The 21,481-nt window shown below is 40.3% G+C and carries 17 protein-coding genes and 2 pseudogenes; 3 read left to right on the top strand and 16 right to left on the bottom strand.

Annotation, left to right across the window (positions count from 1 at the left end):
- Positions 1-251: 251 nt before the first annotated feature.
- Positions 252-3,558: pseudogene (locus tag RS130_RS00430) on the top strand (Ig-like domain-containing protein).
- 88 nt (positions 3,559-3,646) lie between these two features.
- The gene (locus RS130_RS00435; RefSeq protein WP_316024292.1) at positions 3,647-4,213 is read left to right on the top strand and encodes a hypothetical protein; all 567 of its coding nucleotides are present in this window, start codon (positions 3,647-3,649) and stop codon (positions 4,211-4,213) included.
- A 210-nt stretch (positions 4,214-4,423) separates the two neighbouring features.
- Here RS130_RS00435 and RS130_RS00440 read toward each other — a convergent pair whose 3' ends face one another.
- From RS130_RS00440 to RS130_RS00465, 6 genes and pseudogenes are all read right to left on the bottom strand, one after another.
- Complete coding sequence (locus RS130_RS00440; protein WP_316024293.1) at positions 4,424-5,389, bottom strand: class 1 fructose-bisphosphatase; 966 nt, start codon at positions 5,387-5,389, stop codon at positions 4,424-4,426.
- 130 nt (positions 5,390-5,519) lie between these two features.
- Entirely contained in the window at positions 5,520-6,350 is an 831-nt protein-coding gene (gene kduI, locus RS130_RS00445; RefSeq protein WP_316024294.1) for a 5-dehydro-4-deoxy-D-glucuronate isomerase, read from the bottom strand.
- Between the two features lie 29 nt (positions 6,351-6,379).
- Positions 6,380-7,153 carry an SDR family NAD(P)-dependent oxidoreductase gene (locus RS130_RS00450; protein ID WP_316024295.1) on the bottom strand — a complete coding sequence of 258 codons (774 nt, stop codon included), beginning with the start codon at positions 7,151-7,153 and terminating at the stop codon, positions 6,380-6,382.
- 63 nt (positions 7,154-7,216) lie between these two features.
- Positions 7,217-8,508: pseudogene (locus RS130_RS00455) on the bottom strand (TRAP transporter large permease).
- Positions 8,501-9,028: a TRAP transporter small permease gene (locus RS130_RS00460; protein WP_316024296.1), complete on the bottom strand. Its 528-nt coding sequence runs from the start codon at positions 9,026-9,028 to the stop codon at positions 8,501-8,503. The pseudogene RS130_RS00455 and the gene RS130_RS00460 overlap by 8 nt, the downstream one beginning before the upstream one ends.
- The gene (locus RS130_RS00465; RefSeq protein WP_428982714.1) at positions 9,025-10,026 is read right to left on the bottom strand and encodes a TRAP transporter substrate-binding protein; all 1,002 of its coding nucleotides are present in this window, start codon (positions 10,024-10,026) and stop codon (positions 9,025-9,027) included. The genes RS130_RS00460 and RS130_RS00465 overlap by 4 nt, the downstream gene beginning before the upstream one ends.
- Positions 10,027-10,538: 512 nt before the next feature.
- On the opposite strand from RS130_RS00465, the gene RS130_RS00470 reads away from it, so the two are divergent.
- Positions 10,539-11,324 (top strand): DeoR/GlpR family DNA-binding transcription regulator, encoded by a 786-nt coding sequence (locus tag RS130_RS00470; protein ID WP_316024297.1) that lies wholly within the window; start codon positions 10,539-10,541, stop codon positions 11,322-11,324.
- 47 nt (positions 11,325-11,371) lie between these two features.
- Here the strand turns inward: RS130_RS00470 and RS130_RS00475 are convergent, their stop codons facing one another.
- From RS130_RS00475 to RS130_RS00520, 10 genes are all read right to left on the bottom strand, one after another.
- Positions 11,372-12,109: a hypothetical protein gene (locus RS130_RS00475; RefSeq protein WP_316024298.1), complete on the bottom strand. Its 738-nt coding sequence runs from the start codon at positions 12,107-12,109 to the stop codon at positions 11,372-11,374.
- Positions 12,110-12,206: 97 nt separating this feature from the next.
- A complete protein-coding gene (locus RS130_RS00480) occupies positions 12,207-12,770 on the bottom strand; it encodes an FGGY family carbohydrate kinase (protein ID WP_316024299.1) in 564 nt (187 codons plus the stop codon).
- Positions 12,771-12,931: 161 nt separating this feature from the next.
- Positions 12,932-13,219, bottom strand: coding sequence for a hypothetical protein (locus RS130_RS00485; RefSeq protein WP_316024300.1), 288 nt, complete (start codon positions 13,217-13,219; stop codon positions 12,932-12,934).
- Positions 13,200-13,427, bottom strand: coding sequence for a BNR-4 repeat-containing protein (locus RS130_RS00490; protein WP_316024301.1), 228 nt, complete (start codon positions 13,425-13,427; stop codon positions 13,200-13,202). Before RS130_RS00490 ends, RS130_RS00485 begins: the two co-directional genes overlap by 20 nt.
- 7 nt (positions 13,428-13,434) lie before the next feature.
- Positions 13,435-14,289, bottom strand: a complete 855-nt coding sequence (locus RS130_RS00495; protein ID WP_316024302.1) for a BNR repeat-containing protein — start codon at positions 14,287-14,289, stop codon at positions 13,435-13,437.
- Positions 14,290-14,528: 239 nt separating this feature from the next.
- Entirely contained in the window at positions 14,529-17,348 is a 2,820-nt protein-coding gene (locus RS130_RS00500) for a TonB-dependent receptor (RefSeq protein ID WP_316024357.1), read from the bottom strand.
- Positions 17,339-17,584 carry a hypothetical protein gene (locus RS130_RS00505; RefSeq protein WP_316024303.1) on the bottom strand — a complete coding sequence of 82 codons (246 nt, stop codon included), beginning with the start codon at positions 17,582-17,584 and terminating at the stop codon, positions 17,339-17,341. The genes RS130_RS00500 and RS130_RS00505 overlap by 10 nt, the downstream gene beginning before the upstream one ends.
- A gap of 469 nt (positions 17,585-18,053) precedes the next feature.
- Positions 18,054-19,145 carry a TonB-dependent receptor domain-containing protein gene (locus RS130_RS00510; protein WP_316024304.1) on the bottom strand — a complete coding sequence of 364 codons (1,092 nt, stop codon included), beginning with the start codon at positions 19,143-19,145 and terminating at the stop codon, positions 18,054-18,056.
- 60 nt (positions 19,146-19,205) lie between these two features.
- Positions 19,206-20,873, bottom strand: a complete 1,668-nt coding sequence (locus tag RS130_RS00515) for a TonB-dependent receptor (protein WP_316024305.1) — start codon at positions 20,871-20,873, stop codon at positions 19,206-19,208.
- A complete protein-coding gene (locus RS130_RS00520; RefSeq protein WP_316024306.1) occupies positions 20,863-21,168 on the bottom strand; it encodes a hypothetical protein in 306 nt (101 codons plus the stop codon). The genes RS130_RS00515 and RS130_RS00520 overlap by 11 nt, the downstream gene beginning before the upstream one ends.
- Positions 21,169-21,481 lie beyond the last annotated feature (313 nt).

A 21,481-nucleotide genomic window follows, 5' to 3' on the forward strand; every position in this document is an offset into this window, starting at 1 on the left:
CCACTTGTGACATAATAGTTAAATTTAAGTGAATTATTTTGACTATTTTTGATCTATTGTTATCATAACATTCATGGTTGTCAGATAAGAGTACAACCAGTATCAAGTACTCAACAAAGTATAAAAGGCAACTTTAGACAGTGGTTACGCTAGAACTTCGTAGCCAGAAATAAAAGCAAGCAACAATAATTAGGCACAATATGAATTTATTTAAAAATCTAAACATATCGCCATTGAAGCAATTACTCCTGATGACATCATTTCTAGGTGCTTCGATTCAGTACGCGAATGCGGAAGTGACACTAGAGGATCAAATTAAAATAACTGATATCGGATTACATTTTGATGGACAAGATGTTGGCTTCAATGTACCTGACAATGGCACAGACAAATATGACTATCACTTTGGGAGGAATATTTCAGCTCATGGGGATGCAGTAAAAACCTACAAACATTATGTATTTATGACTTGGTATCGCGGTGGTAAAGATGACCGCCATGTAATGTTGTCTCGCTACAACACCGCTACGGGTAAAGTAAAGCACATTGAATTTCCTCACCAACATACGGGCTTTAGGGGAGACTGGTGGATTGGTGAATCCCATAACACCATTGGCTTAGCTGTCAGTCCTCAAAATGGCACTATTCATATAGTGTATGACATGCATGCCTACGACAACAATAAGTATGACGGCAAATTCAAAGATGACTATTTTCGCTACAGTTACTCTGTTGCGGGCGCAGCCGAAGTATCCGACGAAGAGTTTACCCTAGAAAAATTTGTAAAAGATACAAAGCTCAATTAGTCAAGGCGATGATGATTACAAACATCTAGTCATGACCGGTGACCTCGCCGATAGAAATAACTTTGCGGCGTTAACTTATCCTAAGTTTTTTGAAACCAAAGACGGTACGTTATTGCTATATATGCGTTGGGGTGGAAATAACAACGGCGCCTACTATTTCAATCGTTACGATGCTGACCAGCAAAAGTGGTCAACCTTTACTCCTTTTAATCATAAAAATCAAAAAACCACTCACGGAAATGCGTATAACTGGGGTCTATACGGCAATATGAAGTATGTGAATGGTAAGCTCCGAGTGGGTTTCCAGCAGCGTAGCAATAACAATACTGACAAGTATATATACCAAAACGGAGTGTTTTACGCGTACTCAGATCATCCTGAAGGTTTCGGTGCTTGGAAAAACCACAAAGGCGAAGAGATGACGTGGCCACTAGTGAATAGTGATGAAATAAAAGTGTTTGAACCGGGTGATTACATTACTCACACAGAACCAAACTCTGTACATATCGTGGGAAGCTTTGACTGGACAGTCACCGCTAAAGGCGATATTCATACCATTAGCTTGGTTAGATCTACCGACAGAAGTAGACCCGATTATGAACAGCAGTACATTCATGCGTACAAGCCAGCGGGTGCTGATGAATTTATCATTGATACCGACTTTGTTGGCGCATCCAACATTTACACTTCAGGCGACAATATTTATATTATCGGTTTGAAAAACGGCCGTCCTTTTGTTGAAAAAGCCGTTGGTGGAACCAGTGATTTTGAACGTGTTTATGAAGAAACTGAAGGCCCGGTATTTGACCACGGCACCATCTATGTAAAAGATGGCAAAGTCTACTATTACTTAATGGAAAAAACCTCAGGTAATGCTATGCCACTTCACTTACAGATCATAGATTTAGATCTTGAAAGTGACGCAGCTAAGCCAGTGGTATCTTTCCCACAAACGTCCATGACGGCGTTTGAAGGATATGAGCAATTATCATTTAAAGTCGATGCTATTAGCCCCGTTGGGCGTACTGTTACACAAGTTGACTTATACGTAGATGGCAACTTTATTCGCACTGACTCTGCTGCTCCGTTTGTTTGGGGTCATAACAATAAACCGACTGAATTACTCGGTTTACCAGTCGGCACTCATACCTTTAGAGCCATTGCGACGGATAGTGAAGGCGCGACTAGCTTCGCTTCTATGAGTTTTGAAGTGAAATCGACGCGTCCTATAGTCAGTTTTCCGAAAGAAGTAATGACAGTTAGTGAAGGTTACGAAAAATTAGCTATTACCATTGCTGCTGAGCCTGCTGTTGAAGGCCGTACAATTGAATCGGTGACTTTATACATAAATGATGAATTAGTTCGCGTAGATGATAGACCAACATATTTGTTTGGCCATGGTAGTAAACCACATGAAACGGGTGCAATGGGCTGGGAAGAAGCCCATGGCGTTAACCCTAATCCACTACTCGCCGGCGAACATACATTCAAAGCTATCGCACTTGATAGTGCAGGGCAAACGTCAACCACCACTATGACACTTATTGTTGAGTCAAACGCACCGAGCGTTGCATTTCCACAATCAGCAATGACCGTAGACGAAGGTTACGAAAAGCTCGCTATCACAGTAGCCGCAGAAGCCACCGGCGATAGAACAATTGAGTCAGTCACTCTGTATATTAATGGCGAGCTAGTTCGTGTGGATAATTCATACACCTATTTGTTCGGTCATGCCAGTAAACCTCATGAAACCGGTGCTATGGGTTGGACTGAGTCACATACACCTAACCCTAACCCATTTACCGCTGGCGAGTATATTTTTACAGCAGTTGCCCTTGATAGTGCAGGCGCCGAAAGTGAAACAAGCATGACCTTAACGGTTAGAAGCGCGCCCAAACCGCCAACGATAAGCTTTCCCAATGACGTTGTAACAGTGGTTGAAGGCTATCAAAAACTAGCAATTACCCTTAATGCTGCTGCATCCACTGAAGGGGGAGAAATTAAATCAGTGACTTTGTATCGAAATGGTGACTTAGTCCGAGTAGATACACGTCCTGTATGGAATTTTGGACATTCACATGCACCTTATGAGTTTGGGGCTATGGGTTGGATAGACTGTAATCAAGACCCTGTACCTAAACCATGCCATGAACCAAATCCTAACCCACTGGGTGTGGGTGAGCATACCTTCACAGCGGTGGCTGTTGATGATGCCGGTTTAAAAGCAGAAGCGAGTATGACCTTGATCGTTGAAGAACCGCCAGCTCCAACTATTACCTTTAATGAAAGTAATATTAAACTAGTCGAAGGCTACAACGCCCTATCGGTATCGGTTGACATTGATACAGCAACGGAATCTATAACGATTGTCAGTGTGGGTTTATATCTAGATGAGGTGTTAATTCGTGAGCTGTATGAAGCGCCATACACATGGGGCAATGAATTCAATGCAGATGAGCTCCTACACATTGAAGCAGGCAATCACATTTTTAAAGCGGTCGTAACTGACAGCAATAATAAAATGAGCGAAGCAACGATAATCTTTGATGTTGAGGGCGCCGCTGCCATTTCTGGTGACTGGGATGGCGATGGCGATGTGGACATGATTGATGTCAGAGCACTCACTTCGGCCATACAAGCCCGTCAAGATATTGATTTAGCTTTTGATATGAATAATGACGGAGTGGTCAATGTACTAGATGCTCGTATGCTCATGTCAGTTTGTACCCGCACCCGTTGCGCAGTGCAATAGCTACGCTGCAAAAAATTAATAACAACAAATGCGCGGCAAATTGCCGTGCATTCAAATAAACAAGTAAACGAAGTAGTAGGAAAAAAACATGAAAAAATTATTAGTAGCCTTAGCATGCTTTGTGGGCTTTAGTGCTCAAGCAGGTATGATAGATGTAGAATTAAGTGACACTAATCCTGGTATTGGTGACACGGTGCAAGTGAGTATTTTAGGCTCTGGCTTCGATGCTTTTGATACATTAACTGTCGACTTAGAATTTGATACTCATTTATTTGCAATAGATAACCTAAATACCTTTGGTGAAATTGACCCAACAACAGTTAGCAGTGACTTAGCTGTTGCTGGCTTAACCAGTACTGGAGGCTTCTTAGCCTTGAGTGCCCAAACATTTGGTGTCGCACTGACATTTTTAGATTTCGATTTATTTGCTGGCGGCGATTTTACCATTGCGTCCTTTAGTTTAACTGCGATTACTAACGGTGTATCTGATTTTGAATTGGCTAATATCATAGCCAGTGACTTTTTCTTAGGACCAGTTAGTGCAGAGGCATCGGACACGACAGTGAGAGCAAAAGTATCAGCACCCACTACGCTAAGTCTTTTTGTCATCACAGGGTTAGCTTTGCTTGGATTTCGCCGTAAAGCCCAATTATAGCAACTGTTTACCGTGAGAGAATAAAGGCGCTAAATGTAAAAATTGGCGCCTTTTTTGTTTGGTACAAAACACCCATTCCGCTCAGGCATAAAACACTAGAATTTAGCCATATTCTGGAATTTTCAGGGTCATTCCATTGAAAATTGGCATACCTATAACGGGTCAGATTAAATCGGTTTTACAAAGAAGAACATTCAACAATAGCCGCTGTTAGCGATAAGACAAACAAGCCTCAACTTCTTGTTTTGAGCCAAGCACAACCGCTACTCGTTGGTGTATTTCGGTGGGCATTACCTCCATAATACGTCCCGTTCCGGTGTCAGCCAATCCTCCAGCCTGCTCAATCAAAAAAGCCATAGGGTTGGCCTCGTATAGCAGACGTAGTTTGCCAGCTTTAGTCGGATCCCGTTTATCATAAGGATACAAAAACACACCTCCACGACACAATATTCTATGGATATCTCCAACCATTGCAGCCACCCAACGCATATTGAAATCTCTTTCTCTTGGGCCGTTTGTACCTAAAAGCAAATCACCAATGTACTGTTGAGTCGACGTTTCCCAATGACGTTGATTAGACCCATTAATTGCGTATTCTGACGTTTGTACTGGAATTTTAACATTAGCAGTGGTTAACAAAAATCCACCGTGGGTTTTATCTAGCGTATAGAGATGCGTCCCTTTACCTGTGGTTAACGCCAACATAGTCGATGGTCCGTACAATACATATCCAGCTGCCACAATCTGAGATGCAGGTTGTAAAAATGCAGAAGGGTCGTCTGCTTCCATCCACTGTGGGGCATGAGTAATCGAAAAAATGGTACCTATCAGGCTATTGATATCCGTATTGGAAGAACCATCTAGTGGGTCAAAGCTAACAAGATAGTTGCCGTTAGGATTACATCCAACCACATCATCTTCTTCTTCTGATGAAATAGCTTTAACATATCCCGATTCACTCAATATATCTTTTAATATCTGATTAGAAATAACATCTAACTTTTTCTGAGTTTCTCCTTGGATGTTTTCACTTAAGGTCGAACCCAGTACTCCAGCTAAGGCACCTTGACTGACCCGAAAAGAAATTTCTTTGCAACCCGCTAATAATGTTCTTAATAACAAAATTAGCTCCATTGGCGCACCATCATCTTGTAGTTGCGAATTTAATCTTTTCACTAATATTTCCTCCTAAATTTTGTAGGGTACAGAGTACGTCTAGGCCTTTTTATTATTCGTTAGGGGTGACTTTCACCCCATTCCCCAGCGATTAATTAGTAAATAGACAAACTACGTCAAGCTAATTGACTTAACGTAATGCAGATACTTTAATGTGATCCATATCATCAAACTCTTGGTTCTCGCCGCCCATAGCCCATACAAAAGTATAGTTAGTGGTACCTACCCCACTGTGAATAGACCAACTTGGTGAAGCAATAGCCACTTCTTTATCTAGCGGTAACGTACGTACCTCAGATGGTTCACCCATTAAATGAAATACTTTTTCATCTTCAGGAAGATCGAAGTACATGTATATTTCGGTACGTCTAAAATGTGTATGAGGTGGCTTGGTATTCCAGACACTGCCTTCTTTTAATTGTGTTATCCCCATAACCAACTGGCAACTATCAACAATACCAGGGCGAATAGATTGATATATCGTACGTTCGTTTGAAGTGGCTTGAGAACCTAAATCAACACTGTGAGCCGCACTTTTAGGCACATGTACCGTCTTGGTAACACGGTGAGCCGGATAAGAAACTAAATAAAACTTAGCTGGATTGGCCGCATCAGTAGAGAAAAATTCTACTTCTTTACTTTCTTTGGCAATATACAAACTATCTTGGTTCGACATGGTAAATGTCTCACCGTCGACAGTAATGCTGCCCTCGCCACCAATATTAATTACGCCAGCTTCACGACGCTGACAAAAGTAATCAGCCGCTAGCTCTTTGTGTGTAGGTAATTTAATAGAAGCAGAAGTCGGCATAATGCCGCCAACAACACCACGGTCAACATCTGTATAAGTTAAGTTAATTTCACCCGCTGTGAACAATGGTGCGGTAACAAAAGCTTCACGTAATTCATCATTACGCATATTTTTATAGCTGCGAATATCAGCTGAAAACATAAAATCCATAATTATTCCTCTTAAAATTTTAAAATTTATTAACGCGCCATCCAGCCGCCATCGACTAACATAATATGGCCATTCATATAGTTAGAGGCGTTGCCTGATAGAAATACTGTAGCACCAGCTAAATCTTCGGGTTTACCCCACACACCAGCAGGAATACGAGCAGTAATACTGTCTAGGCGTGCTTGGTCTTGACGGATGTTGTAAGTATTGTCAGTTTCAAAATAGTCAGGAGCGATCGCGTTTACTTGTATGTTAGAACCTGCCCATTCGTTGGCTAATGCTTTGGTAATTTGCGCCACACCACCTTTACTAGCAGCGTAGGCTGGCACCGTAATTCCACCAGAAAAACTAAGTAGAGACGCAATGTTAATGATCTTTCCTGACCCCTGATTAAGCATGTGTTTGCCGGCTTCTCGACAAAATTTAAATACGCCATTTAAATTCACATTGATCACTTCATTCCAGTCCTCATCAGAAAAATCCTTGGCTGGCGAGCGTTTAATGGTGCCTGCGTTGTTAACTAAAATATCAATTTTTCCAAAAGTGCTAATGGTCGTTTCTATGACTGCATTTATTTCATCGCCATTGCTTTGGTCACATCCTAAAGCTAGGCACTCAATATTTTTAGCTTTGAGCATTTCAATAGTGGCCGCTACATTTTCGGCTTTTGAACCAACCGCCACGACCGTCGCTCCAGCTTCACCAAGGGCTATCGCCATGGCTTGACCTAAACCACGGCTCGCCCCTGTCACAATGGCGACTTTGTCAGTTAAACCGAATTGTTTTAGTAGATAATCTTGCATTTTTCACTTCCAATTTTATTAATAAATTAAACTCAATGACTCAATAAGTGAGCGTTCTTACAGTTAAATTAAACCAAGTACGCTAGGTAAAAATTCACTGATAGCTGGGAAAACGGTTACTAAAATCAAAGCCAACACCATCGCGGCGTATAGCGGTAATATAGGCTTAATAACCTCACTAATATTCACATTACCAATACTGCAACCTACAAATAGAACACTACCGACTGGCGGTGTACAAAGGCCAATAGACAAATTTAGGATCATCATGATGCCAAAATGGAGGGGGAAATACCTAACATTTCAGCCACTGGTAAAAAGATAGGAGTGAATATCAATACAGCGGGTGTCATGTCCATAAACGTGCCTATCACTAATAAGGTCAAATTGATAATCAACAGAATAATAATAGGATTGTCAGACAATGTGAGTAAGGTTTGACTAATTGTCTGTGGGATATTTTCATAAGACATTAACCATGACATAGCTGACGAGGCCCCAATTAACAGCATCACTATGGCCGTTGTATTCACTGACTTGAGCAATATGGGGTACAGATCTCTAAAAGATATTTCTCTATAAATGCCAACAGACAGAGCCAATGAATACAGCACCGCAATCGCGCCTGCTTCGGTAGGTGTAAAGTAGCCACCAATAATTCCGCCAATGATCAATACAATGAGCAATAAACTCGGAATAGCACCTATCAGTGAAGGCCAGAAAGGTTCTATTTTGTCAGCAGTTATGGGCTGAATGCCTTTACGCTTCACATAAATTGCACAAGCCGCAATCAACAACAAAGTCACTAATATTACAGGTAGATAACCTGCAATGAATAAAGCGGCGATAGACACACCACCGCTGGCTAACGAGTATATAATCAGAATATTACTAGGAGGAATTAACATACCTGTAGTAGCCGCAGTAACTGTTACTGCCGTACTAAAAGGCTTGTCATACCCTTCTTTTTTCATTGCAGGGATCATAAACCCACCGATAGCTGACGTTGCTGCCACAGCTGAGCCAGAAATTGAACCAAACAAGGCACATGAAATGACGTTTACAAAAGCTAAACCTCCTGGCAGTCTGCCTACCAACACCTTTGCAAAGTTTATTAAGCGGGCTGCAATACCACCTTGCCCCATTAGATAACCCGATAAGATAAAATAAGGAATGGCCAACAAGGCGAAACTATCTATCCCCGCGACAACTCGCTGAGCGATGGTCGTTAGCGCAGGCAAAGTGTCTATAGTAGCCAACATAGTCACTAATGTTGCAAAAATAATGGCTAACGCAATTGGTAGATTAATCAATAGTAATAGTGCAAACACGCCAAATAAAATTAAACTAATCATTAGCATTCTCCAGCGTTGACGTTGGTAGTCTCGAAGTCTCAGTTATCACCTTAGCCGTTAAGAAAAAGTACGTGCTATACAGTAAAAACAGGCACCCACTTAGTGGAATGACTATGTACACAGCAGCCATTGGAATATTTAAAACAGGAGATTGCTGGCCTAACGACCATGTCAAAGACACCAAATTACATCCGCCAATAAGCAACACAGAAATAGCAAAAATTGCCACTAGCACACAGCAGAGTCGGTACGTGAAAATAGCGTTGCTTAAAGATAGATTACGTACAATCAAATCAAAACCTAAATGACTATGAGTTCTGTAAGCTAATGCGCCACCGATTAGGCTTACCCATATTAAAGTGAAACGAGCGACCTCTTCAGTAAAAGAGCTAGGTTGCGGTAAGATAAAGCGAGTTAATACTTGCCAAGTCACATCAACGACCAATAACGCCATCAAAATAGCGAGTGTTACACGAAGTACTTTGTCTAAATGTTCAATAAATGTACCGAGATTATTCACTTGCTATCTCCCAACGCTTTAATTTCTTTGACTAAAGGTTCTATAGAGGTACCTTTTAATTCGTCGTATATAGGCTGTACACTGGCTTGAAATAGAGACTTATCTGCCTCTACAACTGACACGCCAGCCTCTTTAACTTTAGCCAGAGACATAGCTGTAGATTCTGCCCATAACTGCTTTTGAAATTCGGTTGCTACATTCATAGCCTCTGTCAACCAAGTTTGCTGTTGTGCAGTCAAACTATCCCAGAGATGAGTGCCGACAATAATGACATCGGGAATAGAAGTGTGCTCATCCAATAAGTAAAACTTACTGACTTCATAATGTTTAGAAAAATAAAAACTAGGTGGGTTATTTTCTGCGCCGGCTACGATACCTTGTTGCAAGGCGGTGTAGAGCTCACCAAAACTAACCGGAGTCGCTGCACCTCCTATCGTATTCACCATTTCAACTGCCGATTGACTACTCATAACGCGGATTTTCAAACCATTTAGGTCACTAGGCTTATGTACTTCTTGTTTGGTGGTATAGAAACTCCTACTTCCCGCATCAAAATAACCTAACCCCCTCACTCGGTATTGTGTACCGGCAGCTAACAAGCGTTGGCCAATATCTCCTTGTAGGGTATTCCAATAATGGGCTTGATCGTTAAACAAATAAGGTAAACTGAAGACCTTCATTTCAGGCACGAATGCCTCTAGTGAATTAGCAGAGACTTTGGTCATTCCCATGCTGCCAATTTGCAAAAGTTCAATTATTTCTCTTTCCGAACCCAATTGTGCCGATGGGTACAGCACCAATTGCATGGTGCCTCCAGATAACCGCTGAAGCTCAGTATTCATGTATTCCAGCGCGACATGCACAGGATGTTGAACGTCTAAGCCATGGGCTAAACGAATGGAAACAGAGTCTTTTTTAAATTCACTACAGGCGCTTAGTAATATGGCTACCGTTAGCATTACCAGCACTTTTAATATATCAGTAAATAAGTTCATCATGGTGCATCCTTTGGGTTGATACCTTTTAGTATGAGCAAATCTCGACGCTTGTGTTTTTATAGTACACCTAGATATTTCAACACTAATTGGTCAAGCCACCACACTTGTAACTTATCATACATGTTACAAGATAAAGTGTAAACGACAAGTTATGACTACCAACAATGAAAACGACGAACAAATATCAAGAGCTTCAGCAAACTATTTACACCTAATAGTGCCATCCCAACATCTCGATATTTATAAGTAAAATCGCTCAACATTGCTCAAAATATAAATTCATGACTAAATCATTGAAAAACATACCTATTTACAAAAATAAATAGCATTTTAAGTCATAACTGATAAAATAATGTCAATTATGATAACAAATACGTTAATAAAATGTGCAATTTAAATCTAAATAAGTCATTGTTATTAACAAAATATCGTACAATTGTAAAAAATCAATTAAGTGGATAGAATATGACGAATTCGTTAAAAGTGCTCTCGGCTCAGGAAATGAACTACCCATGTTAGAAAAACATAGACAACAATTAATAAAAGATATTTTGGATCAACAGCAGTTTGCTAGCGTTCGTGATTTAACCGAAAAGTTAAATGCGTCCGAAGCGACCATTCGTCGAGATATTACAAAAATGTCTAAACGTGGGCAAATTACTAAAATCCGTGGTGGTGCAGAATCCATTAATGGTGAGCCAAAGAAAAAACATATTGCTAGCTCTGCTTTTATTGTAGATAAAGCCAAACGAGTCAATACTAAAAAGCTCATTGCTAAGAAGGCTGCTGATCTATGTAGTAATGGAGACTCAATTATTATCAATGGTGGCAGCTCTACCTATATGATGGGCGAATACCTAGCAGATCTAAGTCTTAATATACTCACTAACTCTTTTGTTTTAGCTAACTACCTTTCGGAACATACTGATATCCAGGTAACCTTACCTGGTGGTGAAATATATCGAGAGCAAGGTATCATTCTAAGCTCCTATGATAGTGACAGTAGCGAGTATTTTCATGGCACAATGATGTTTATGGGTACACCAGGCATAGGCGAGTTTGGCGTTATGGGATCAGACCCTTTGCTGATTCAGTCCGAAAAGAAATTAAAAAAGCAAACCGAAAAACTGGTCATTTTGGCTGACAGTTCAAAATTAGGTAAAAGAAGTAATTTTGTATTTTGTCGGTTATCAGAAGTAGATATTCTCATTACTGACTCAGAAGCCGACAAAGATCTCATTAAATATTTTGAAAGCTATGATATTGAAGTAATAGTAGTAGAAGCGGTAGACGACTAACTATTTAAAAGTCTAATAGCATGAGCATGCTATTAGACTTTCCAGCATTAGTTGATTTCGGCTTGCGAGCGCCAAAGATCTCGGTATTCTTTTAGTCGATCTAGATCAACAATTCCCGCTTTAGATGCATCGATATGACATTCCACTTCATGCCAATTTGTTAAGTAGCCAGCTCCTTGTACCGTACCGGTTGAATCTTTAGAAAGAAAAACCTCTTGCTCAGTTCTCAATTGATTTACCACAGCACACAACAAAGGGTTCTTTAAAAACGCCCCTTCGATGAAAATTTTGCCTTGAGCCCCCAGCTTGTCGAGCTGATAATCAATCATCAACGCACAATATAAGGTTGCCAAAGCGATGCCACTTATTTTATCAACAGCTCCAACGAAACCACTTTGCTTCCCTCCAAATGGACCACTTCCTTGACTAAAATCGGGTAGAGCAAACACTTCTTGGTCGATAATTTTTTGCATATCACGTTCTTCGAATTGCTCACCCAGCCATGAACCGGCCTGCTCACAAATTTCTTCAAACTCCCGCCCTCCCATGAATCGGGCACAAGCTATTGGTTCACCCATAGCGTCAATATTAGCCAACATATCTTTAGTTTCATCTAAATTATTTAATGACACTTGCGAAGCCATTAATATAGTCCAAGTGCCAGTAGAAATAACAGTAAATGGTGTATCTTGATGCGCCAGTCGATAGCGTAAAAAGCTTGCATTACTATCATGTATACCATTATAGAAATGACAGTTGGCTGCTAAACCTAACTCTTTGCTCAACTCTGGCAGTATTCGCCCACAATCGGCCCAAGCTGGTTTTATTTCTGGTAGTAATTCGACACAATTTAGCTCATCAATAAGAGAAGAATACTTGTTATCAATGACAGACCATGAGATCGGTATGACAACCTAAAGAGGTAATTTCTGAATATAATGCGCCGGTAAACCGCCAAGCCCAATACTGGGGATACATTAAAATATCAGTGGCCTGTGAAAACTCGCTAGCAAAGGTATGCTTTAACCAATACAACTGACGCCCTAAATTTAACCCTACTGGTAGATTAGGTGAGAAGGTACTTTTAAAACTCGGTCTAACCTTGGAATATTCACTAGTTTTATCTACCAGTTCCGCATATTCATAATCTAAAACAGGCAAAACTAATCCATCACTATCTGTGGCTGTTCTATCAATTAAGGCCGCAGTCGCGCCATGTGTTGTAATAGTTAATGCGCTAATCGTAAATTCTTTAGTCGCTTGTTTGATGTTAGTCATTAACCACAGCCATATTTTCTCAACATTGGCGTGAGGATACATAGGACCTAAAATAACTTCATTTTTCATTTGTCTTGAAAATACAGATTGGAAGCTGTGATCTAACGCATGCAGTTTCACATGAGTTTTACCAATATCAATTACTAAGGAATAATTATTAGTTGTCATTTTTATTTCTTTATATGTTGGGGGTAGGGTACATCCCTCCCCTGAATATGAATCAAGTTACCCCCTCTTCTCTGCTAACAAGTGAAGGGACAAAGTTAAACGCGCGCTATTTCACTTCATGCAGTAATAAGACGCTAGGTGCTGTAATCACTTCGTGTGCGCTATCCCTGTTGCTCAGGTTGGCTGTGCCAAGACAAATAATATTGCCCTCCATTGTTACTTAGGTCTCCAACCCCCTTAAAAACCGAATGCTCCAACTGAGCGTTTGGATCTTGCAATAATAAACGATCGGCAACACGGTTTTTCTGTTCGAGTAGAGGAGGATACAGATCCGTTTTTTCCACTAAGATTGTTTGCAGGGTATTGGTATCTATCACAAACGTCATAACATCGTCATTTTTACGTACCGTAACACCAAGTGTCTTATCACTAATGATAAAAAGGCGCATATGGCTTAACAGGAAAACGTCCAAGAGACCCGCCACCACCAAATTCCCAACGAAACCCTTTCCAGTCACTAATTTGAACCGAATTCCAGCCAGTATTTTCTCGACGAGCTACGTACATTTGTGTATCACCATGCTGGTCATACTTATGGTACGAAATAATTGGTCTTTGTTGTTGATCAAAGCCTAGTTTGACATTACCGTTGATCATACCGCCACTAGGGAGGCACTGGATCGACAACCTCAGTATGCTCCAGTGTTAATGGCAAGGTAATTGGCTTGCCACTTGAATCAACCCAATCGACCAAATCTGGACTACTAGCGTAAGATAAACTGTGATTTGTGGCCGCGTTAGGTGTATTTCGCCATACCCATATTAAATGAAAGTTTCCGTCAGGCCCTTTAGTTGGCCCTTCAAAATAACCACTCATTAAGCCTTGCCCATCGAGAAACTGATTTGCGTGCAGGCGAGACCAACTTTGACTTTTAGTATCATAGATATTGTAAATTTCATTACCATTACCACTGCCACCATCTCGATATTTAACGAGCAACTCGCCTTTATTATTTAGCATAAATATTGGATAGGTCATTCGTTGTTCTAACCGCGTATCCACCATGACAGAAACGCGTTTAAGAGAGCGAACTTTTAGTGGCTCTGTAGTACGGAAGTACTCAATTGCATCCGCATGCATGTTGCCCATAACATGCAAATGCCCTGTAGCATCTAGTTCCATAGTCACATAGTTGTGACTATCCCAACCTAACCAGCTATCGACTTTGTAGTAACGCCATTTCCCAGCACCCTCTCGATGAGCAACCGTCATTTGCCTATTACTGTCATAATACGCTACAAACTGCTGCTTTCCGCGCGTTAGTAGGTATGGTTTAATTCTATGCCCAGACCAAACATGGTCGATAGCTTCAGTGCTTAATATTTGTTGATTCTTAGCTTCAGATTTAGCTTCCATACTAAATAAAGTGGGTAGTATAAATATTAAAGAAATAAAAACTAATTTAGCCATCAACCTAGATTGAACCGGTGAATAAAGGCCTTGGATTAATGCGCTCATGTGGTCTCGCTATACTCATTACCGTTAATAAAATACATTCATCTTCATTGTGAAAATTGAATTTAAAAAACATATTATTAACATAATACCATCATATCCAACCATAAAGAAGCAATAATAATCACGACAATTAAAACTTTAGGCCTATATACAAAAAACTTAATCACAACGTCAGCCATGATTAAGCTTTACTCGTACCATGCTACACCATCAAGTTGACATAGCCTTACAACACAAGATTAAAAATTGTAAGAGACACTTGCTTCTAAAATACGCCCAGTATAATCAATACGTGACACAGCGCGTTCATCAAAGCCCCATGACTCAACACGCTTTTCATCTGTTATGTTATAGGCACGCACTGTAAAATTAGCACCTTTAGCGAAACGGTAAGATGCAGAGAAGTCTAATCTACCATTCTCCTGTTGCACCCTAGGCAATGTACCTAAGAAAGAGTTTTCACCTTGCAATAACGAATCATCTTTCCAGTTATAAGCTAAGCGAAAACTCATCCCATCATTTTCGTAATATCCGATAAGGTTGTATGACTCTGGAGCAACCTGATATAGCTGATTATCATCACCACTCACTGATTCGTCAGATTTTTGATCAATATATGTGTAGTTAAAGACAGCACCAAAGCCATTCCAAGGATAAGGTAAAAAGTCCAGTTTTTGCTGAATCGCAAATTCCACACCTGTTAACTTGATTGCTCCGTCTGAATTGTAACGCTCGATAACACGTAAATCACGGTTAACCAAATCACCATCGTTATTAGCCCGTAACGTATCTTCTATGCATTCAAATCCTCCTGTAGAGGCATTATTTGTGCGAGTATACGTACCACCTATGGCCGCCATAACTTCAGGATCGTTTTCATTACATGTATCGGTACTAAGAATAAAGCCAGATAATTCCTTATAGAATAGTCCAATAGAAATTGCACTACCTTCTCGGTTGTACCAAGCTAAAGATAAATCATAGTTATCCGCTTCGTAAGGTTTGATATCCGCTCCCCGAGTTCGCACTTGGGTTTGATTACCGTTTACGGCAGTACGCACATCGGTAGCGGGGGTTAAAACCCGTAAATTTGGGCGGACTATTCCTTTATTGAATGCACCACGTAAAACCACATCTTCGTGTACTTCAAAAGATAAGTTCAAAGATGGCAACATGTGACTATAGTCATCCTTCGCACTAACTGAAGTTAAAGTATCGGCTTCAATATCTGCTCTGAAACCATTGAAAGTATTGTCCGTATTTACATAGCGTAAACCTACATTACCTGAAAAGGGAATAGACCCTATCGTACCAACAAAATCTGTCATCACATAAGCAGCTGTAATGTTTTGTTTAACATCAAAGTTCGTTCCATATAACTGTGGGATGGAAGACGAAGCACTAATCATACGCTCATACAAACCAATTTCTTCAACTAGAACAGCACCGGGGATATCTCGCAAACCATCAGTCAACTTAGCTAAATGCTCTAGATTATTAAGTGTATTCCAGCCGGATGAAGCACCAAAGGCACCACTATACTCACCATTAAAAAAGGCAGCTTGACCTACAGACAGTAGGTTATTGTGTACAGTAGTTGCGTCAATAGCACTGGCATTTAAACCTATTGCAGCAGGTTGCCTGTCATCGTTTTCAAGTTCTTCTATGCTATGACGAAAACCAAATTTTACCGTTTCAAAATTGAGTCCACTACCAAAACCAAAGTCGGTAAAACGGGTGGCATTGAATTCTGCACTTGTCATTTCACGTTTAGGATTATCGATCCGTCCCAAAATATAATGCTGCAATTGCTTACCATCATTTAGAGGGTCGGCAGTGGTTAACGAAAGCGAATTGAATGCATCTGAAGATTCCCATGAAGGTAGGTCATAAACAATGTTTTCCCAACCACTAGCCACCACTGATGCATTATTAATATCACCGTATGCAGCATCAATATCTACATTGATACCAGTAGGGGGAATAACAACACCACTTACCCCATTGACACTTTTAGTATTGCTATGATGGCCTTGGAACCTGAAATCTAAACCTAACTGATTGAATTTATTTTCAGACTCAGAATAAGATAGCACCCCATCAAGTTTCCAATCTCCGGCTAGGTAATCTCCGTAAAGCATTAACCCCTTAACCGTTTCTAGGAAAGTAGTTTCGCGGTTCGTAAAGGTATAAGCACCATCTGTAATGCTGGTTTTTGTCACCCCCCAGACATCTGTTCCATCAGCAGTTTTATCATAGATAAATGGAGCGCTGTCCATATCGGGCTCTATCTTATAGTACTGTTCGCTGTTTGTAGGAACGACTTGATTATATCCAGAAGAAAACTGCGCGTCTTGCTTGGTCCCACTATCCAAATTTCTTTTGGTATATAGTAAGTGTGAACCTAAACGAAGATCTTCAATTGGTTTCCATTCAATATTGCCAGTGAATGAAATACGATCTCCATCACTGAATTCACTCACGTTTCGTGCTGACGCGACACCACGAAGGTCGGCATCTGGTGACAAGCCCCATTTCTCCCTATACGCTAAATGGGTATCAGAGTTACTCCCTCTTGTCCCCCCTCTAGGGTGATCAATACCTATAGGTGCATAAGTTGTAAAGTTAGCCGTATCACGGCGGAAAGTTTGCCCCGAACCTGCTAACTTAAAGGCAACAGCTAGCTCATCTTTAATCAAATGTTTTGAAGCAGACAGTTTAATAGCCGGATCCCAATGCTCAGTTAACTCTTCATAACGTCCACCTAGGCTAACATGATAAGTGCCGTCTTTTTTACCTAGTGCCTGTTGAAGCTTTTTATCAATAATGCCGGCAATACCACCAGTTTGCATGTCAGCCGTAGGAGTTTTCACAACGGTTACTCCATCAAACACCCCCGCTTCAAACGCTGAAAAGGGATTCGCATCCCCTACCTCATCAAAGCTACGGCTAGGCGTCGCAAAACTTTGACCAAAAGCAGTAGTCTTAACAAAACCTCCACTTAAACCACGTAAAGTGATTTCAGATTGACGGCCTTCACCTGAACGCTCTAATTGAATTCAGGAATAGCTTGCAGAGCTTCACCTAAATCTAATGCTGGCAATGAATCTATATCAGTGGCAGAAATCGCATCAACAATAGATGACGCCTCTCTTTTTACATTCAATGCGTTTTCTAGCGAACTTCTAATTCCAGACACTTCAATAATTTCAGTCTCATCAATAGTGTTATTCGCTTTAAGTGCAGAATTCACCTCTTGGGCAATAACACTAGGAGTACTGATAGCGAGTAACAAACCTGCGGCTCCACCCGCGAATAAAGCTGTTTTTACTTTTTTCCATTATTGATAGATTGAGTTGTGTTCGATATTTTCATGTCTTTACTCTCAAGAAAGTGATCTTTCACTTGATTGCTTGCTAAATGACTTGTTAGCTATTTTTAGATACAAATCACACCGACGATCACTTTTGACCACATACAGTCACAAATAATCATTTGGGTGCAATCTATATTAAAACAATTTTTTAACAATCTTTATTTGTAGGACTTATTTTTGTCTTATAGATAAAAATTTTTGTACTACGAGAATAAAGTTTCAATAGTGGTAAGAAACGTTAAGTGGGCTCATAGCAAAGTAACTATGCCACTTCAAAATGATGACAACTTAAAATGCAAAAAGCTTAATCACAAGGTCAGTCATGATTAAGCTTTGCTTTTTTTAGATACAAATTTTTTGAGAAGTAAGGTTAATTCTCTTTTAAACTTTAGAACTTGTAACTAGCTGAGACTTTATAGATACGGCCAGTATAACTTAACTGGTGTATCGCATCATCGGTATAACCGTAGTGTGATGTAGTAATTTCATCAGTTAGGTTAATTCCCTGTAAGTACACTTTCAAGTTTTTAGTAATTGCATAAGAACCAGAGAAATCTAAGCGCCCTTTAGCTTTGATTGTTCTGGTCCCAGTTCCTAAGAAACTGTTAGCACCGGCAGTCTGCTGGTCATCACGCCAGTTATAGGCAAAGCGTAAGCTCACACCATCATTTTCCCAATAGGTAATCAGGTTAAAGGACTTAGGAGATACTCTAGACAATAAACTCTCAGAACCAGATTGTTTGATTTTAGTGAAGTTAAATACGCCACCTAAACCATTCCAAGGATAAGGTAAAAAGTCTAGCTTTTGCTGAATTGCAAGTTCAAAACCTTCCACTTTCAACGTATCCTTAACATTACGCGGGTTCGAAATGTTGACTTCACGATTTCTGGCCTCTTGCTGTATCTCTCCTTCAATACCCGTTAGCGGCGGGGTAAATAACGCAACTTGCTGACAGATATCACCGACTAGCTCGATCTCTCCGATCAATTCATTTACCAATTGATCTGAGCCGTCAGTTGGGCAATATACGTCTTCCTGTCCAAATAGATTGGTAATATCTTTTTTGAAGAAGCCAAGAGAAATTGCACTACCCTCACGGTTATACCATTCCAAAGAAACATCGTAATTATTAGCTGTATATGGTTCTAAAGTAGCATTAGGTAAATCAAGATTGATAGTATTATTACCAGGACGGTAACTAGGCGCTGGGCGCTGTCCATTGATGTTAGGTCTGACGATCCCTTTGTAAAACGCACTTCGTAAAATGACATCTTCACTCAGTTCAAACGACACGTTCATCATCGGTAGCGTATTACTATAACCATCTTTAAAGGTAATTGGCGTACCCGTAAAGTTTCCAGCTTCATCATTACCTAGTTGTACACCATCAAAAGTATTGTCGGTCTCAACGTAACGCACACCAAGATTACCGGTATAAGTAATACCAAGAGGTAATTCACCAGAGAAATCTGTCGTCACGTAAAGGGCTGATAGTACCTGCTCAACGTCAAAGTTATAATCTAAGAACCATGCCTGTCCTCACATATGTGTTCTAGCTCGATCCCAAAAACCCGCGCGGTTCATTGTGACTGATGAGTGCAATGAATCTAATGTGCCCAAAGGTAGTTCATTTCGGTCAGTGACAATGCCATTTTGCAATGCTGCAATTGTTGCATCATTATCAATTGTTACCCAACCATTGGTATGATCAAATGTACCCGGAATGTTGCCATTAAAGAATGGCGATTGCTGCGCTGACAATGGCTGATCAGACAGTAATGACGAATTCAAGTTATTAAGGTTTACGCCGCCTAAACTATGTACTTGGTCAATACTCTCAATTGTTTCTTTCTGAATTCGGCCGCCAAATTTAATTGAATCAAACCGCAAACCACTACCAAAGCCAAAATCGGTGTATCGCTGGGCATTAAACTCAGCACTGCTCATGTCCGACAATAAATCACGAGTACGTCCATTAACATAGGTAGAAAGACGTCGCCCTTGATTTGCATCAGCAAGCAACGATACCGCATTCGATGTAATTGGAATTGCCCCACTTGGCCAAGGTAAGTTGTCGTAAACATACGGCACATCTAAGCCACCGCTAACTTCAATAGCGCTTAAATCTCCGCGCCCTGTGTTAATGTATCCGTTAAAACCACTTGGTGTTTGAGAAGTATTTCTGTTGCCTTGATGGTTGTACCCCACCCCTATATTAGTGAATTCATTAGTTGCTTCAGAATAAGAAATTTTACCGTCATAAACCCAATCATCGGCGAGATAATCACCATACAAAATGACACCTTGAGTTTTTTCATGGAAGGTAGTTTTACGGTTTTCGTTTTGCAATTTACCATTATTGAATGAAATAGCAGGGGCGATATACGCTTGGCCTCCATTTCCGTCTTCGGTTAATGCGGTATATGCAAATGGCGAAACATTCATATCTAAGGTCACTTCGCCTTGATAAAAATCGTTTCTAGAATTGGTTCTATGTAAGCCAGCTTCGTAATTGGTAGTTTCTTTGGTACCATCGTCCAACGAGCGTTCAGACACAAGGATATGTGCGCCTAACTTTAAATCATCAGATGCACGATATTCAATATTACCGCTGAATGAGTTTCTATCACCATCACTATATTGAATAACATTTCGGCCTCTTAATGGAACGCGTATTTCGGCGTCGGCCGGCACATCCCACGCTTCTCTATATTCAGCAAGGTTAGTTGCACGCTCACCATTTGCATCCGTTTCGACTGACACATAATCAATGATATCAAATGTATCACGTCTAAATTCTTGACCTGAATGACTGAATTTGAAAGCAACGGCTAATTTATCTTCTATTAAATGCTTTACCCCAGAAAATTTAATGTTAGGGTTTAGGGCTTCTGCCAACGATTCATAACGACCACCAATACTAATAGTTGCAAGGCCATCTTTTTTGGAAAGAGCTTGTTGTAATTTTTGATCAACAATACCTGCTAAGCCACCTTCTTGCATGTCAGCCGTTGGCGATTTCACGACGGTCACACCATCAAATATGCCTGACTCGAATGCTGAAAACGGATTAGGTGCCCCCACTCTATTCCCACTAGCCGGACTAGGTGTAGCAAATGACTGCCCAAAAGCAGTAGTTTTAACGAACCCGCTACTTAAACCACGTAAACTAATAGTAGATTGACGACCCTCAGTTTCAGAGTTCAATTGTACATAAGGCTAAAGCTTGCAGTGCTTCACCTAAATCTAACGCTGGTAAGGCGTCAATATCGGTGGCAGAAATAGCATCAACAATTGATACAGCTTCTCTTTTTACGTTCAATGCGTTCTCTAATGAGCTACGCACACCCGATACTTCAATAACTTCTACGTTCTGCGCGGCTTTTCTGGCCTCAAGCGCAGCATTAACTTCTTGCGCAACTACGCTTGGCGAACTGATGGCTAGCAACAAACTTGCAGTACCACTTACTAATAAGCTCTTATTCGAATTTATATTTTTCATTCTAATTCTCTCAAAGTCTAGACGTCCATTGGTTGTGAAAACATTTGTGTCCCACCCAACAAATGTAAATAAATCGTAAATTATTGTAACATCACCAACAATTAAAACAAGTCATATTCAATCATCAAATGATCACAAAAATATCACGACGAACAATGGGTGTACCCAAGGCATTGATAAAAAAGGAAATAAACAACCACCAAAAGCTACTCAAAACAAATTAAATTGGTCATTTATATTCACACAATTAATATTTCATCTAAGTAAACTGGTATTAATTGATAATATTTTTGTGAAACAACGATTTCTTCAG

It is taken from the genome of Paraglaciecola aquimarina (assembly GCF_032464635.1).
Classification (GTDB): domain Bacteria; phylum Pseudomonadota; class Gammaproteobacteria; order Enterobacterales; family Alteromonadaceae; genus Paraglaciecola; species Paraglaciecola aquimarina.

What these genes read in the sequence shown, in the direction of transcription:
- RS130_RS00490 (WP_316024301.1), bottom strand. Translation starts at nt 13,427, where the DNA reads ATGATCAACGGTAATGTCAAACTAGGCTTTGATCAACAACAAAGACCA.
- RS130_RS00435 (WP_316024292.1), top strand. Translation starts at nt 3,647, where the DNA reads ATGAAAAAATTATTAGTAGCCTTAGCATGCTTTGTGGGCTTTAGTGCT.
- RS130_RS00450 (WP_316024295.1), bottom strand. Translation starts at nt 7,153, where the DNA reads ATGCAAGATTATCTACTAAAACAATTCGGTTTAACTGACAAAGTCGCC.
- RS130_RS00495 (WP_316024302.1), bottom strand. Translation starts at nt 14,289, where the DNA reads ATGAGCGCATTAATCCAAGGCCTTTATTCACCGGTTCAATCTAGGTTG.
- RS130_RS00465 (WP_428982714.1), bottom strand. Translation starts at nt 10,026, where the DNA reads ATGATGAACTTATTTACTGATATATTAAAAGTGCTGGTAATGCTAACG.
- RS130_RS00480 (WP_316024299.1), bottom strand. Translation starts at nt 12,770, where the DNA reads ATGACAACTAATAATTATTCCTTAGTAATTGATATTGGTAAAACTCAT.
- RS130_RS00470 (WP_316024297.1), top strand. Translation starts at nt 10,539, where the DNA reads ATGTTAGAAAAACATAGACAACAATTAATAAAAGATATTTTGGATCAA.
- RS130_RS00485 (WP_316024300.1), bottom strand. Translation starts at nt 13,219, where the DNA reads ATGCGCCTTTTTATCATTAGTGATAAGACACTTGGTGTTACGGTACGT.
- kduI (WP_316024294.1), bottom strand. Translation starts at nt 6,350, where the DNA reads ATGGATTTTATGTTTTCAGCTGATATTCGCAGCTATAAAAATATGCGT.
- RS130_RS00520 (WP_316024306.1), bottom strand. Translation starts at nt 21,168, where the DNA reads ATGAAAAATATAAATTCGAATAAGAGCTTATTAGTAAGTGGTACTGCA.